This window comes from Georgenia sp. TF02-10 (genome assembly GCF_022759505.1).
Taxonomy (GTDB): Bacteria; Actinomycetota; Actinomycetes; order Actinomycetales; family Actinomycetaceae; genus TF02-10.
Genome location: NZ_CP094289.1, coordinates 3,653,281 through 3,668,586, shown reverse-complemented (window position 1 = coordinate 3,668,586; position 15,306 = coordinate 3,653,281). Strand labels below are relative to the sequence as shown.

Sequence of the window (15,306 nt, the reverse complement as noted above, 5' to 3'; positions counted from 1 at the left end):
TCGAGGTCGTGCAGCGGCGTCGTGGCGGCCAGCTCGGCGAGGTGGTCAGGTCGGTGTCATCGCGTGTGTCCGCAAGGATCTGGGCGTCGCGCTCGGCGACCCTGCGGCGACGTTCCCGGGCGAGGGCGCGAGCCACGACGGCGGCTCGGCTGGTTGCCTCACCCCGCCGGACGAGGTCGTCCACGAAGGCGATCAGCTCAGCGGGGAGCCGGACGGCGATCTGCGTCGTCACGCCGCAACGGTACCGAGGTAGGAGCAGCTTTCACCCGGACGGTCGCGTGCGGTTGCCGCCGCACGGCGACGGCGGTCGGGTACCGTCCGGCTGGCACGGTCTGGTAGCCGCGGTGCGCTCCGCCAGCCGGTGCCGGCGGAACCGACGAGGGGAGTGACCGTGGGTGACGTCGGTGACGCCGCCACCGAACCTCGGGACCTGGTGGGCCACTGGCGGTCGGCGGGCTTCCGGGAGCATGCCGGCGGCTGGGTGGGCACCGCCCTGGCCGGTGCCGGCCTGCAGGTGCGCGGGCCCCTGACCGAGCACCGGGTCCGGTTCTGGTCGGCCGTCTTCACCGTCGCCACCGACCACGGGCGGGTGTGGTTCAAGGTGACCAACCCCGGCCAGCGGTTCGAGGCCGGCCTCGTCCGCGTCCTCGCGGACCTGCTCCCCGGGGAGGTCCTGGCCCCGCTCGCCGTGGACGCGGAGCGGGGCTGGCTCCTCCTTCCCGACGGCGGCCCGACGCTGCGCGAGCGGGGTGCGGTGACGGAGGCGGAGTGGGAGGCGCTGGTGGTCCAGGCCGCCCGCATGCAGGCGGCCCTGGCGACGCACCGGCGGGCACTCCTCGGGGCCGGCCTGCCCGTCCTGCTCCCGGGCGAGGCTGTCGAGTACGTGACCGGCGTCGTCGAGGAGCTCGCCGCGCTGCCGCGCGAGGACCCGCAGCGCCTGGACGGCCGGGAGGCGCGGGACCTGCTGGCCGGTTTGGCCGCCGTCGGCGGCGTCTTCGCCGACCTGGCAGCCGGCGGCGTGCCCCTGACGCTGCAGCCGAACGACCTCAGCCCGGCCAACGCGCTCGGGCCGTACCGCGCCGACGGCGGGGCGGACCACGCGCGTGACGGTGCCGGCCCGTTCCGGCTCTTCGACCTCGGGGACGCCTTCTGGTCACACCCCTTCGCGGTGCTCCAGGTCCCCACCCGGATGGCCGCCGGGTCCTGGCCGCACCGGCCCCGGCCGGGGCACGGGCTGGCCGCCCGGCTCCGCCGGGCGTATGTGGCCCAGTGGGCGGGCCTGCCCCGCGGGCGGGACGGGGACCACCTCCTCGACGCGGCCGACCGCCTGGCCAGCCTGCACCGGTGCGAGTCCTGGCGCCGGCTGCTCCGGCACGCCGACCCCGCCCGGCTCGGCACCCCGACCCCTCGCCTGGCCACCTGGCTCGCCGACGCCATCCGCCCACCCGGGCACCGGTAACACCCGGGGCCGGCGGAAGTCTGTGCCGGTAGAAGCTGGGCACCGATCGGATCTGGGCACCGGCAGGACCCGGGGCCGTCAGCACCCGGACACCCGGCAGTACCGGGGGCCGACAGGCGGCGACGAGCCGCGGGCGCTCGCGACTACGCGGCCGGGCTACCAGAGCGGCGGGACGTCGGTGGCGAGGATCCGGGTGACGTCCTCGTCGTCGACCTCGGCCAGGGACGCCGGTCGCCAGCGCGGCGTGCGGTCCTTGTCCACGAGCTGGGCGCGGATGCCCTCGACGAAGTCCGGCCGCCGGGCCAGGCCCACGCCGGCCCGCAGCTCCAGCGCCAGCGCGTCGCGCAGGATGCCCGCCGCGCCCCGCGCCAGCACCTGGTGCGCGACGGCGACGGCGGTGGGGGAGAGGGCCCGCAGGTCGGCGGCGGCCTGCCGCGCTCCGGGTGCCTCGTGCTGCTCCAGCCGCCGGACCACCTCGCGGGCCGTCGGGGCGCCGTAACACGCGTCGACCCACCACCGCTCCGCCGCCAGCGCGGGCTCCGGGGCCGGGACGGCGAACCGGGCGACGGCCGCGGGGACCTCCCGGCCACGCCCGCGCTGCAGCTCCTCGACCAGCGCCGGCAGGTCCGCGGCGGGCACCAGGTGGTCGGCCAGGCCGAGGTAGATGGCGTCGCCCGGCCCCACGCTCGCCGCCCGCAGCCCGACGTGGAACCCCGTGCGCCCCGGCGCCCGGCCGAGCAGGTGGGTGCTGCCGACGTCGGGCACGAACCCGATCCGGGTCTCCGGCATCGCCACCACCGACCGTTCGGTGACCACCCGGACCGCCGCGTGCGCGCTGAGCCCGACGCCGCCGCCCATGGTGATCCCGTCCATGAGCGCGACCACGGGCTTGGGGTAGGTGGCGATCCGCTCGTCCAGGCGGTACTCGGCCCGCAGGAAGCCCACCGCCCGCTCGGTGGCGCCGTCCAGGACGGCCTCCCGCAGGGCCCGCACGTCCGCGCCCGCGCAGAACCCGCGCTCGCCGGCGCCGTCAAGCAGGACGGTCCGCACGGCGTCGTCGTCGGCCCAGGCCTCCAGGGCCTCGTCGACGGCGGCGATCATCTCGGCGGTGAGCGCGTTGATGGCGGCCGGCCGGTTCAGCGTGATCCGGCCAACGCCGTCCGCGGCGGTGCGGACGACCTCTCCGGTGCCGGCCTGGCTTGCCGCGGGGCTGCCGGTGGGGCTCACGCGCGCTCCTTCGCTGCCGGTGCTGTCCGGTCCCGGCGTGGCGGGGCCGGACGGGCGTCGGACCACCGTAGCGGGACCCGGCCAGCGCGTCCTGGACCGCGCCTGGCGCTCCGGTCGGAGGTGCGCCGCGAGCCAGGGCTCGCACACCGTCTGGGTGGTCCTCGACCGGGACGGTGTCGAGGTTGGAGAATTTTGTCGAGCCGGGCATGCAGGACCGATGCCCCAGACGGTGACACGGCCGAACGCGAAGGCGCTGCAGGGGCTCTTCGGTGAAGGGTGGTTGGACAGGTGATGTACACGGTGAAGGTCTCCCGCGAGGGCCGCTACTGGGTCGCCGAGGTGGCGGACGTGCCCGGAGGTGCCACCGAAACCGAGCGCCTCGCCGACCTCGACCACGAGGTGCGCGACCTGCTGGCCGGCCTGCTCGACGTGGACGAGGGCTCGCTGGAGCTCGCCTATGGCTCTCGGGCTGCCTCGGGCCCGGAGAACGCCGGTGCGTGGGAGGCGTTCGTGCGCGAGCGCGACGAGGTCTAGCGCTCGTGTCCTGCGAAGGCGCGCATCGCGCGCAGCCCGCTCCCGTCAGCCGCGTTTGTGTGCACAGGTCCGGAAAGCCGGCTCGCCTGCCGCTGGATCCGCCCGTTCTGTATACAAGCGGCCGTGAGGTGCGTTACGGTGACCGGCATGCGGGCGGGTGAGCGGGTGTACTCCGACCTCCGGGCGGAGATCGTCGACGGCCGGCTCGCCCCGGGCAGCGTGCTCGGCGAGGTCGAGCAGGCCGCCCGGCTGGGGGTGTCCCGCACCCCGCTGCGCGAGGCGCTGAGCCGGCTCGCGGCCGAGGGGCTCGCCGTCGTTGGGAAGGGCCGCACTCTGGTGGTCTCTCGGCTGGACGCCGACGACGTCACCCACCTCTTCGAGCTCCGCGAGGCCCTGGAGACCCAGGCCGCGCGCCTGGCCGCCGCCCGCCGCGCCGACCCGGCCACCTTCGCCGACCTGGCCGAGCGGTTCACCGCCGCGGCGGCCGCCGTGGCCGACGGCGACCCGTCTCGCGTCGGGTACTACACGGTGGTCGCCGACCTCGACGCCGCCGTCGACGACGCCATGGCCAGCCCGTACCTGCGCCGCTCGCTCGCCAGCCTGCGCGCCCACGCCGCCCGCGCCCGCCGCCTCTCCCGGGACAACCCGGACCGGCTGGTCCGCGCCGCCCACGAGCACCAGCTCATCGCCGCGGCGATCGCCGACGGCGACGCGACGCTCGCCGCCCAGGCCACCGCGGTCCACCTGCGTGCCAGCCTCACCAGCATCCTGCGCGCCCTGGCCGAGGCGCCGGCCGGCCAGGCCGCCGCCCCGGTCCCCGCCGCCACCCCGGTCCCCGCCCCCGCCGCCACCCCGGTCCCCGTCCCCGCCACCCCTGGAGCCGCCCGGTGATCACCCACCACGTCCGCGTCCACCCCAGCGCCGAGAACCTACCCCGGCAGGACCAGCTCGCCTGGAAGATCGCCGAGCTCGCCGCCGACCCGGTCCCGCCCGCCGCCGAGGTCACCGACATGGTGGTCAACCGGGTCATCGACAACGCCGCCGTGGCCACCGCCGCGCTGCTGCGCACCCCGCCGGCGGCCGCCCGCGCGCAGGCCCTCGCCCACCCCCACGCCCCCGGCGCCACCGTCCTCGGCGCCCCGGCCAGCACCCGGGTCGGCCCGGAGTGGGCGGCCTGGGCCAACGGTGTCGCGGTCCGCGAGCTGGACTTCCACGACACCTTCCTCGCCGCCGAGTACTCCCACCCGGGCGACAACATCCCGCCGGTGCTCGCCGTCGCCCAGCACCTGGCGGAGCGCCGCCGGCTGACCGGGGCGGACGTGGTGCGCGCCGTCGTCACCGGCTACGAGGTGCAGGTCGACCTCGCCCGCGCGATCAGCCTGCACCGGCACCGGATCGACCACGTCGCCCACCTCGGCCCGTCCGCCGCCGCGGCCCTCGGCACCCTCCTCGGCCTGCCCCCGGAGGTGACCTTCCACGCCGTCGGGCAGGCCCTGCACACCACCACCGCGACCCGCCAGTCCCGCAAGGGCGAGATCTCCACCTGGAAGGCCTACGCCCCCGCCTTCGCCGGCAAGGTCGCGGTGGAGGCGGTGGACCGCGCCATGCGCGGGCAGACCTCGCCCACCCCGATCTACGAGGGCGAGGACGGGGTGATCGCCTGGCTGCTGGACGGTCCGGACGCCCGCTACGACGTCGCCCTGCCCGGCCCGGGGGAGCCGCGCCGCGCGATCCTGGACACCTACACCAAGGAGCACTCCGCGGAGTACCAGGCCCAGGCACTCATCGACCTCGCCCGCCGGCTGGGCACCGAGCACCCCGCCCTGCGGGACCCGGCGGCCGTGACCAGCATCGTCATCCACACCTCCCACCACACCCACGCCGTGATCGGCTCCGGCGCGAACGACCCGCAGAAGTACGACCCGACCGCCTCCCGGGAGACCCTGGACCACTCGATCCCGTACATCTTCGCCGTCGCCCTGCAGGACGGGGCCTGGCACCACGTCGCCTCCTACGCCCCGGCGCGCGCCGCCCGCCCGGACACCGTGGCGCTGTGGCGCAAGATCACCACCGCGGAGGACCCGGGGTGGACCCGCCGGTACCACTCCACCGACCCGGCGGAGCAGGCCTTCGGCGGGCGGGTGGAGATCACCCTGGCCGACGGCGGCCGGCTGAGCGTGGAGATCGCCGTCGCCGACGCCCACCCGCTCGGCGCCCGGCCGTTCGGCCGGGAGCAGTACGTGCAGAAGTTCCGCACCCTGGCCGACGGCGTGCTGGCGCCGGAAGAGGTCGACCGCTTCCTCGACGTCGCCCAGCGCCTGCCCGAGCTCGGCCCGGCCGAGCTGGGCGAGCTGACGGTCACCGCGCCGGCCGGCTACCTCGACGCCGCGGCAGTCCCGGGAGGCATCTTCTGATGGCCGGCACCACCGCCGAGAGGACCCGCTGATGCTCTACGCCGCCACCACCCCCGCCGACAAGCGCGCCCGGCTGCGCCAGCGCCTGGCCGCCGGCGAGACGCTGCTCTTCCCCGGCGCGTTCAACCCGCTGTCCGCCCGGCTGATCCAGGACAAGGGCTTCGACGGGGTCTACGTCTCCGGCGCCGTGCTCTCCGCCGACCTGGGCCTGCCCGACATCGGCCTGACCACCCTCACCGAGGTCGCCGGCCGCAGCCAGCAGATCGCCCGGATGACGGACCTGCCCGCCCTGGTCGACGTCGACACCGGCTTCGGGGAGCCGATGAACGTCGCCCGCACCGTGCAGGCGCTGGAGGACGCCGGCGTCGCCGGGCTGCACATCGAGGACCAGGTCAACCCCAAGCGGTGCGGGCACCTGGACGGCAAGCAGGTCGTCGACGACGCCACCGCCACCCGCCGCGTCCGGGCCGCCGTCGACGCCCGCCGTGACCCGAACCTGCTCATCATGGCCCGCACCGACATCCGCGCCGTGGCCGGCCTGGACGCCGCGACCGACCGGGCCCGGGCCCTGGTCGACGCCGGCGCTGACGCGATCTTCCCCGAGGCGCTGCAGGACCTCGCCGAGTTCGCCGCGGTGGCCGCCGCGGTGGACGTCCCGGTGCTGGCGAACATGACCGAGTTCGGCAAGTCCGAGCTGTTCACCGTCGAGGAGCTCAGGGACGCCGGCGTCGCGCTCGTCATCTTCCCCGTCTCCCTGCTGCGCCTGGCGATGGGCGCGGCCGAGCGGGGCCTGGACACCCTGCGCCGGGACGGGACGCTGCGGGCCGAGGTGGGGAGCATGCAGCACCGGGCCCGGCTGTACGAGCTGGTCGACTATGCCGGCTACAACCGCTTCGACACCGATATCTTCAACTTCACCGTCCGCACCGACTGACCGGCGCCCCCGGTCGCCCGTCGCCGGGCTACCCCGGCCGGGAGCGACGGACCGGGGAGCACCACACCGGGGGCCGAGGGTCCGGGGAGCACCACACCTGGTCGGGACCACCGGCCCCGCAAGCACCACCCGCCGCACACGCGAAGGAGCGAGAGATGACCGAGACCACCACCGAGCCGGAGATCCGCAAGGGGCTGGTCGGCGTCGTCGCCGACACCACCGCCATCTCCAAGGTCAACCCGGAGACGAACTCCCTGCTCTACCGCGGCTACCCGGTCCAGGAGCTCGCCGCCCGGTGCAGCTTCGAGGAGGTCGCCTACCTGCTCTGGCACGGCGAGCTGCCGACCCCCGGCCAGCTCGCCGAGCTGCAGGAGGCCGGCCGGCGGCACCGGGCCCTGGACGGCCAGGTGCGGGCCGTCGTCGACCTCGTCCCCACCACGGCCCACCCGATGGACGTGCTGCGCACCGCCGTCAGCGCGATCGGCGCGGCCGACCCCGCCGCGGACGACCCGGGGCAGAACGGCGCCGCGGCCGTGCGGCTGCTCAACCAGATCCCGGCCGTCGTCGCCTACGACCAGCGCCGCCGCCGCGGCCAGGACCTCATCGAGCCGCGGTCGGACCTGGGCTTCGTGGAGAACTTCCTGTACATGGTCTTCGGGGAGGTGCCCGCGGACGTCGTCGTCGACGCGTTCCGGGTCTCGCTGATCCTCTACGCCGAGCACTCCTTCAACGCCTCGACCTTCACCGCCCGGGTGATCACCTCGACCCTGGCGGACCTGTACTCCGCCGTCGTCGGGGCGATCGGGGCGCTCAAGGGCCCGCTGCACGGCGGGGCCAACGAGGCGGTCATGGCGGTCCTCGCCGAGATCGGCACGGCCGACCAGGCGGCGGCGTGGCTGGACCGGGCGCTGGCCGAGAAGCGCAAGATCATGGGCTTCGGGCACCGGGTGTACAAGCACGGCGACTCCCGGGTGCCCACCATGAAGGCCGCGCTGGACCGGCTGGTGGCGCACTACGACCGGCCGGACCTGGCCGCGCTGTACGACGCGCTGGAGCAGGCGATGGCGGACCGGAAGGACATCAAGCCCAACCTGGACTACCCCTCCGGGCCCGCCTACCACCTGATGGGCTTCGACACCCCCACCTTCACGCCGCTGTTCGTCGCCGCGCGGGTGGCCGGCTGGACCGCCCACATCCAGGAACAGCTCGCGTCCAACGCGCTCATCCGCCCGCTCAGCGCCTACAGCGGGCCGGCGGAGCGGCACCTGCCGTAGCCCGGAGCGGCACCTGCCGCAGCCCGTAGCCTTGAGCGGCACCTGCCGCACCCCGGAGCCACGCCGCCCGCCGACGGCGACCCGGGCGCTCCAGCGTCACGGGCGGCGCCGGTCCGCGGCCGGTCCGCGATCGTGTCTCGTAGGTCGTACGTCACCCATCGCCCGGCCCGTTGTCCGTACCCTGGGGCCACCCGGTCGCCCGGGGCCGTCCGGCGCGCCGCAGCGCCGTCAGCGAGGAGGTCTGTGATGCCGCAGTACGTCTATCGGTTCAGCGAGGGCAGCAAGGAGCAGAAGGACCTGCTCGGCGGCAAGGGCGCCAACCTCGCCGAGATGACCAAGATCGGCCTGCCGGTCCCGCCCGGCTTCACCATCACCACCGAGGCCTGCCGGGCCTACATGCGCGACGGGCACGTCCCGCCCGAGCTCCGGGTGGAGCTGACCATGGCGCTGCGCGAGATCGAGGACGCCATGGGCCGGCGCCTGGGCGACTTCCACGACCCGCTCCTGGTCTCCGTGCGCTCCGGGGCGAAGTTCTCCATGCCCGGCATGATGGAGACGGTCCTCAACGTCGGCCTCAACGACGCCTCGGTCAAGGGCCTGGCGGAGTTCTCCGGGGACGAGCGGTTCGCCTGGGACTCCTACCGGCGGCTGATCCAGATGTTCGGCAAGACCGTCCTCGGCGTCGACGGCGACCTGTTCGCCCACGCCCTGGACGCCAAGAAGGCCGAGGCCGGGGCCGAGACGGACGTCGACCTCGGCGCCGAGGACCTGAAGGACCTGGTGGAGACGTTCAAGGGGATCGTCCGCGAGCAGTGCGGCCGCGAGTTCCCCCAGCACCCCCGCGAGCAGCTCGACATGGCCGTCGAGGCGGTCTTCGACTCCTGGAACACCGAGCGCGCCCGGCTGTACCGGCGCCGCGAGCGCATCCCGAACGACCTGGGCACTGCGGTCAACATCGTCACCATGGTGTTCGGGAACCTGGGTGAGACCTCCGGCACCGGCGTCGCCTTCACCCGCGACCCCTCCACCGGCCACTCCGGGGTGTACGGGGACTACCTGCCCAACGCCCAGGGCGAGGACGTCGTCGCCGGCATCCGCAACACCCTGCCGCTGGCCGAGCTCGAGCGGCTGGACGCCACCTCCTACCGTGAGCTGCTGCAGGCCATGCGCCGCCTGGAGACGCACTACCGGGACCTGTGCGACATCGAGTTCACCATCGAGCGCGGCAAGCTGTGGCTGCTGCAGACCCGGGTCGGCAAGCGCACCGCCGCCGCCGCGTTCCGGGTCGCCACCCAGCTCGTCGACGAGCACCTCATCACGATGGACGAGGCGATCGGCCGCTGCACCGGCGCCCAGCTCAACCAGCTGCTCTTCCCCCAGTTCGACGCCGCCGCCGAGCGCACCCTGCTCACCAAGGCCATGGCGGCCTCGCCCGGGGCCGCCGTCGGGGAGATCGTGCTGGACAACGCCCAGGCCCTGGCCCGCACCGCCGCCGGCGCCGACGTCATCCTGGTGCGGCGGGAGACCAACCCCGACGACCTGCAGGGCATGATCGTCGCCGCCGGGGTGCTCACCGCCCGCGGCGGCAAGACCTCCCACGCGGCCGTGGTGGCCCGCGGGATGGGCAAGTGCGCCGTCGTCGGCGCGGAGGAGCTCGACGTCGACCGGGCCGGGGAGCAGGTCCGGATCAACGGCACGGTGCTCCGCCCGGGTGACGTGATCGCCCTAGACGGCTCCACCGGGGAGGTGTTCCGCGGCGCGGTGCCGGTGAGCGACTCCCCGGTCATGCGGTACATCGCCGAGGGGCTCGACGCCGGGCTGGCGGCCGCCCAGGACGAGGCGACCCGCGAGCTCGTGCACGCCGTCGACCGGATCCTCACCCATGCCGACGAGGTGCGGCGGATGGCCGTGCGGGCCAACGCCGACACCGCCGAGGACGCCCACCGGGCCCGGGAGCGCGGCGCGCAGGGCATCGGGCTGTGCCGCACCGAGCACCAGTTCCTCGGGGAGCGGCGCACCTACGTCGAGCGCGTGGTGCTGGCCGAGGACGACGCCGAGCGCGACGCGGCCCTGGCCGACCTGCTGCCGCTGCAGCGCCAGGACTTCACCGAGCTGCTGTCGGCGATGGACGGCCTGCCCACCACCATCCGGCTGATCGACCCGCCGCTGCACGAGTTCCTCCCCGACCTCACCGACCTGTCCGTGCGGGTAGCGCTCGCCGAGGCCCGCGGCGAGGTGGACGAGCGGGACGTGGCGCTGCTGGCGGCGGTGCGGCGGATGCACGAGGCCAACCCCATGCTCGGGCTGCGCGGGGTGCGGCTCGGGCTGAAGGTGCCCGGGCTCTTCGCCCTGCAGATCCGCGCCGTGGCCGAGGCGATGGTGGCCCGCCGCCGGGACGGCGGGGACCCGCGGCCGGAGATCATGGTGCCGCTGGTGGGGTCGGTGCGCGAGCTGCAGATCGTCCGGGAGGAGGCCGAGGAGATCCTCGCCGAGGTCGGCCGGGACGCCGGGATGACCCTGGACGTGCCGATCGGCTGCATGGTGGAGCTGCCGCGCGCGGCGCTGACCGCCCACCGCATCGCCGAGGAGGCCGACTTCTTCTCCTTCGGCACCAACGACCTCACCCAGACCACCTGGGGCTTCTCCCGGGACGACGTCGAGGGCGCGTTCTTCGCCGACTACCTGGAGAACGGGGTGCTCACCATCTCCCCGTTCGAGACCCTCGACGCCGACGGGGTGGGGGCGCTGGTGGTCGCGGGCGTCACCGGCGGCCGGGCGACGAAGCCGGAGATGCACATGGGGGTGTGCGGGGAGCACGGCGGGGACCCGGAGTCGATCCACTTCTTCCACGGCGCCGGCCTGGACTACGTCTCCTGCTCCCCGTTCCGGGTGCCCATCGCCCGGCTGGAGGCGGGCCGGGCGGCGGTGATGGCCGGGGAGGACAGCACGGCCTGACGGCCACGGGACCGGCGACGGCGAGGCGAGCGAGGCGGAGCGCGGCTGAGGCTGCGAGACGGGCGACGCCGGGGCGAGACGGGCGGAGCGCGGGACCGGCCGAGACCGCGCCGGCGGGCGCGACCGGCGGAATGGTCCTGAACGACCACAAAGCCCGCTGCGGGCCCCGGAGCGGCCAGCCGAGAATGGCGTGATCCTGCGGAAGACGATTCTTCCCGGGCCGTTCCGGAAGGTACTTTGTGGTCGTCTGCGGACGGGTGTGCCACCGGTGGCGCTCCAGACGCGAGGTCTCTCGAGCCGACAGGACGGTCAGCATGCCCCAGTTCGACCTGCCCCTCAGCGAGCTCGAGCGCTACGCGCCGCCCCACGAGGAGGCCCCCGACTTCGACGAGTTCTGGCGGCGCACGCTCGCCGAGCAGGACGAGCGCCACCCGCTCGAGGTGACGTGCACCCCGGTGGACACCGGGCTGACGCAGGTAGCCACCGACGACGTCACCTTCACCGGCTTCGGCGGGCAGCCCATCAAGGCGTGGCTGCACCGCCCGGCGGGGGCGACGGAGCCCCTCGGCTGCGTCGTCACCTACATCGGCTACGGCGGCGGGCGCGGGCTGAGCCACGAGCACACCCTCCTCGCCCAGGCCGGGCACGCCGTCCTCGTCATGGACAACCGGGGGCAGGGCACCGGCAACCGGGTCGGCGACACCGGCGACGCGTTCTCGACCGGCGCCTCGGCGCCCGGCTTCCTCACCTCGGGCATCGACTCGCCGGAGACGTACTACTACCGGCGCCTGTTCACCGACGCCGTCCGCGCCGTCCAGGTGGCCCGCCGCGACCCCCGGGTGGACCCGGGGCGCGTCATGGTCAGCGGCGGCAGCCAGGGCGGCGCGATCTCGCTCGCGGCCGCGGCGCTGAGCGAGGGCCTGCGGGGCGCGATCGTCGACGTGCCGTTCCTCGCGCACGTGCGCCGGGCCACCGAGCTGACGGACGCCGCCCCCTACAGCGAGCTGGTCCGCTACCTGCACGCCCACCGGGACCGCGTCGAGCGGACGTTCCGGACCCTGTCCTACTTCGACGGCGTCGGCTTCGCCGCGCGCGTCACCGTGCCCGGCCTGTTCTCCGTCGGCCTGCGGGACGAGATCTGCCCGCCGTCGGCGGTGTACGCGGCCTTCAACGCCTACGCCGGGGAGAAGGAGATCAAGGTCTACGCCTACAACGGCCACGAGCACGGGGGGTCCTACCAGGAGGCCGAGCACATCCGCTTCGCCCGGCGAGTCCTCGGCTGATCCGGCCGGCGTCGGGCGCGCGGGGCCGGCCGCCCGGCGGCCAGGGCGGCCGGCCCAGCCGGCCCGATGGCCGGGGGACGGACGGCCACCGGGCCCGACCACGGGCCGTGCCACACTGGCGCGCGTGAGCATCCCGCGCCGGCCGGCCGCCGTCGACGCCGCCACGCCGGACGCCGCCGCCCGGGACCTCGTCGCCGAGCTGCGGGCCGCCGTCGACGGCGAGGTGGACGACTCCGCCCGGCGCCGCGCAGAGTACGCCACCGACGCCTCCAGCTACCGGGTGCCCCCGCGGGTGGTCGTCTGCCCCCGGGACGCCGACGACGCCCTCGCCGCGCTCGCGGTCGCCCGCCGCCTCGGCGTGCCGGTCACCGCCCGCGGCGCCGGGACCTCGGTGGCCGGCAACGCCGTCGGCCCCGGCGTCGTGCTCGACTTCGCCCAGCACATGAACCAGGTCCTCGCGCTCGACCCCGAGGCCCGCACCGCCGTCGTCCAGCCCGGGGTGGTGATGTCCGCCCTGCAGGCGGTGGCCGCCCCGCACGGGCTGCGGTTCGGGCCCGACCCCTCCACCCAGGACCGGGCGACCCTGGGCGGGATGATCGGCAACAACGCCTGCGGCCCGCACGCCGTGGCCTACGGGCGCACCGCCGACAACGTCCGGGCGCTGGACGTCGTGGACGGGCAGGGCCGGCGGTTCACCGCCGGCGCCGGCGCCGGTTCCCTCGACGCCGTCCCCGGCCTGGCCGGGCTGGTGCGCAGGAACCTGGCCACCATCCGCACCGCGCTGGGCCGCTTCGGCCGGCAGGTCTCCGGCTACTCCCTGGAGCACCTGCTGCCCGAGCACGGCACCGACCTGGCGAAGATGCTGGTCGGCACCGAGGGCACGCTGGTCACCGTCCTGTCCGCCACCCTCGCCCTGGTGCCGGTGCCCGCCGCACCGGTCGTCGTCGCGCTCGGCTACCCCGACATGCCCGCCGCCGCCGACGCCGTGCCGGCGCTGCTCGCCCACCGCCCGCTGGCGGTGGAGGGCCTGGACGCCCGGCTGGTCGACGTCGTGCGCCGCCACCGCGGCGCCGGCGCGGTGCCCGAGCTCCCCGCCGGCGCCGGCTGGCTGCTGGTGGAGGTCGGCGCCGAGCCGGGGGAGTCCGACGCCGACGTCCTGGCCCGCGCCCGGGCGCTCGCCGCCGACGGCGGGACCGCCGCGGCCCGGGTGGTGCCGGCCGGCGCGCAGGCCGCCGCGTTGTGGCGGATCCGGGCCGACGGCGCCGGGCTGGGTGGACGGACCCCGGCCGGGTCCCCGGCCTGGCCGGGCTGGGAGGGCGCCGCGGTGCCGCCGGAGCGGCTGGGCGACTACCTGCGCGACTTCACCGCGCTGATGGCCGACCGCGGCGTGGACGGGCTGCTGTACGGGCACTTCGGGGACGGGTGCGTGCATGTGCGCCTGGACCTGCCGCTGGAGACGCCGGCCGGGATCGGCCCGTCCCGGGAGTTCCTCGAGGCGGCGGCGGACCTGGTCGCCGGCTACGGCGGGTCGCTGTCCGGGGAGCACGGGGACGGCCTGGCCCGCTCCGAGCTGCTCACCCGGATGTACGCCCCGGAGGTCATCGACCTCTTCGGGCAGGTCAAGGCGCTGTTCGACCCGGCCGGCGGGCTGAACCCGGGCGTCGTGGTGGACCCCCGCCCGCTGGACGCGGACCTGCGCCGCCCGCACGCCCGCCGCGTCCCCGCCCGCGGCGGGTTCGCCTTCGCCGAGGACGACGGCGACTTCACCACCGCCGTGCACCGCTGCACCGGCGTGGGCAAGTGCCGGGCGGACACCTCCGGCTCCGGCGGCTTCATGTGCCCGAGCTACCGGGCGACCAAGGACGAGAAGGACGTCACCCGCGGCCGCGCCCGGGTGCTGCAGGAGCTGACCAACGGGTCCATGGTCACCGACTGGGGCTCGGCCGCGGTCCGCGACTCCCTGGACCTGTGCCTGTCCTGCAAGGCGTGCTCCGCCGACTGCCCCGCCGGGGTGGACATGGCGAAGTACAAGTCCGAGGTGCTCCACCGCACCTGGGCCGGGCGGGTGCGGCCGGTCAACCACTACGCCCTGGGCCAGCTGCCCCGCTGGACAACGCTGGTCACGGCCGTGCCGGCGGTGGCGCGGCTGGCGAACGCGGTGCTGTCCTGGCGCCCGCTCGCCCGGCTCGTGCTGCGCGCCGGCGGGATGGACCCGCGGCGGGAGATGGTTACCTTCGCCGAGGAGCGGTTCTCGCGGTGGTTCCGCCGGCGCGGCGAGGGGGGGCCCGACGGCGGCGCGCGGACGTCCGACGGCGACCTCCGCCAGGTGGACGGCGGCGGTGCCGCGCCCGTGCCCGGCGGCGGTGCGCGGACGTCCGACGGCGACCCCCGCCCCGTGCCCGGCGGCGGTGCCCGGGCGGTCGACCGCGCCCCCCGCCGGGTCGTGCTCTGGGCCGACACGTTCTCCGAGACGCTCGACGGCGCCGGGGCCCGGGCCGCGGCGCACGTCCTGGAGGAGGCCGGCTACACCGTCGTCGTCCCGGACGAGCCCGCCTGCTGCGGGCTGACCTGGATCTCTACCGGCCAGCTCGACGGCGCCCGGAAGCGCCTGCGGCACCTGCTCGGGGTCCTCGCCCCCTACGCGGCGAACGGCATCCCCATCGTCGGCGTCGAGCCGAGCTGCACCGCGGTGCTGCGCTCGGACCTCCTCGACCTCCTGCCGGACGACCCCCGGGCCCCGATGGTCGCCGCCAACGCCCACACCCTCGCCGAGCTGCTCACCGCGCCGGCGCCGCTGGGCCCAGGCCCGGACTGGCAGCCGCCGTCCCTGGCCGGGGTGGACGTGGTCGCCCAGCCGCACTGCCACCACCACTCGGTCATGGGGTGGGACGCCGACGCCGCCCTGCTGGCCCGCACCGGGGCGACCGTCACCCGCCTGGCCGGCTGCTGCGGCCTGGCCGGGAACTTCGGCATGGAGGCCGGGCACTACGAGACCTCGGTCGCCGTCGCCGAGAACGCGCTGCTGCCGGCGCTGCGCGAGGCCGGCCCGCAGACCGTCTACCTCGCCGACGGCTACTCCTGCCGGACCCAGGCCGCCCAGCTCGCCGGCCGGCGCGGCACCCACCTCGCCGAGCTCCTCGCCGGCCAGCGGTAGCGCGGGCGGCTACCGGGAGCCCGTCACCGGTAGGGGAGCCGGCCAGCGGTAGCCAGCCCCAGGGGGCGGGGG

Annotated in this window: 10 protein-coding genes; 9 read left to right on the top strand and 1 reads right to left on the bottom strand. The window is 75.7% G+C overall.

Going from position 1 to position 15,306, the window contains the following annotated elements:
- Positions 1–391: 391 nt before the first annotated feature.
- Positions 392–1,459, top strand: coding sequence for a hypothetical protein (locus tag MF406_RS16700; RefSeq protein ID WP_242895734.1), 1,068 nt, complete (start codon positions 392–394; stop codon positions 1,457–1,459).
- A gap of 156 nt (positions 1,460–1,615) precedes the next feature.
- Here MF406_RS16700 and MF406_RS16695 read toward each other — a convergent pair whose 3' ends face one another.
- A complete protein-coding gene (locus tag MF406_RS16695) occupies positions 1,616–2,686 on the bottom strand; it encodes an enoyl-CoA hydratase/isomerase family protein (protein WP_242895733.1) in 1,071 nt (356 codons plus the stop codon).
- 288 nt (positions 2,687–2,974) lie between these two features.
- On the opposite strand from MF406_RS16695, the gene MF406_RS16690 reads away from it, so the two are divergent.
- The 8 genes from MF406_RS16690 to MF406_RS16655 all read left to right on the top strand — a co-directional run bounded on the left by MF406_RS16690 (position 2,975) and on the right by MF406_RS16655 (position 15,234).
- A complete protein-coding gene (locus MF406_RS16690; protein ID WP_242895732.1) occupies positions 2,975–3,220 on the top strand; it encodes a hypothetical protein in 246 nt (81 codons plus the stop codon).
- A 147-nt stretch (positions 3,221–3,367) separates the two neighbouring features.
- Positions 3,368–4,111 carry a GntR family transcriptional regulator gene (locus tag MF406_RS16685; RefSeq protein ID WP_242895731.1) on the top strand — a complete coding sequence of 248 codons (744 nt, stop codon included), beginning with the start codon at positions 3,368–3,370 and terminating at the stop codon, positions 4,109–4,111.
- On the top strand, positions 4,108–5,634 hold the full coding sequence (locus tag MF406_RS16680) for an MmgE/PrpD family protein (RefSeq protein WP_242895730.1): 1,527 nt from the start codon (positions 4,108–4,110) through the stop codon (positions 5,632–5,634). The genes MF406_RS16685 and MF406_RS16680 overlap by 4 nt, the downstream gene beginning before the upstream one ends.
- 31 nt (positions 5,635–5,665) lie before the next feature.
- Entirely contained in the window at positions 5,666–6,568 is a 903-nt protein-coding gene (gene prpB, locus MF406_RS16675; RefSeq protein ID WP_242895729.1) for a methylisocitrate lyase, read from the top strand.
- Positions 6,569–6,723: 155 nt separating this feature from the next.
- Positions 6,724–7,842 carry a bifunctional 2-methylcitrate synthase/citrate synthase gene (locus tag MF406_RS16670; protein WP_242895728.1) on the top strand — a complete coding sequence of 373 codons (1,119 nt, stop codon included), beginning with the start codon at positions 6,724–6,726 and terminating at the stop codon, positions 7,840–7,842.
- Between the two features lie 246 nt (positions 7,843–8,088).
- A complete protein-coding gene (gene ppdK / locus MF406_RS16665) occupies positions 8,089–10,797 on the top strand; it encodes a pyruvate, phosphate dikinase (protein ID WP_242895727.1) in 2,709 nt (902 codons plus the stop codon).
- 314 nt (positions 10,798–11,111) lie between these two features.
- Positions 11,112–12,080, top strand: coding sequence for an acetylxylan esterase (locus MF406_RS16660; RefSeq protein WP_242895726.1), 969 nt, complete (start codon positions 11,112–11,114; stop codon positions 12,078–12,080).
- 124 nt (positions 12,081–12,204) lie between these two features.
- Positions 12,205–15,234, top strand: a complete 3,030-nt coding sequence (locus MF406_RS16655; RefSeq protein ID WP_242895725.1) for an FAD-binding and (Fe-S)-binding domain-containing protein — start codon at positions 12,205–12,207, stop codon at positions 15,232–15,234.
- Positions 15,235–15,306 lie beyond the last annotated feature (72 nt).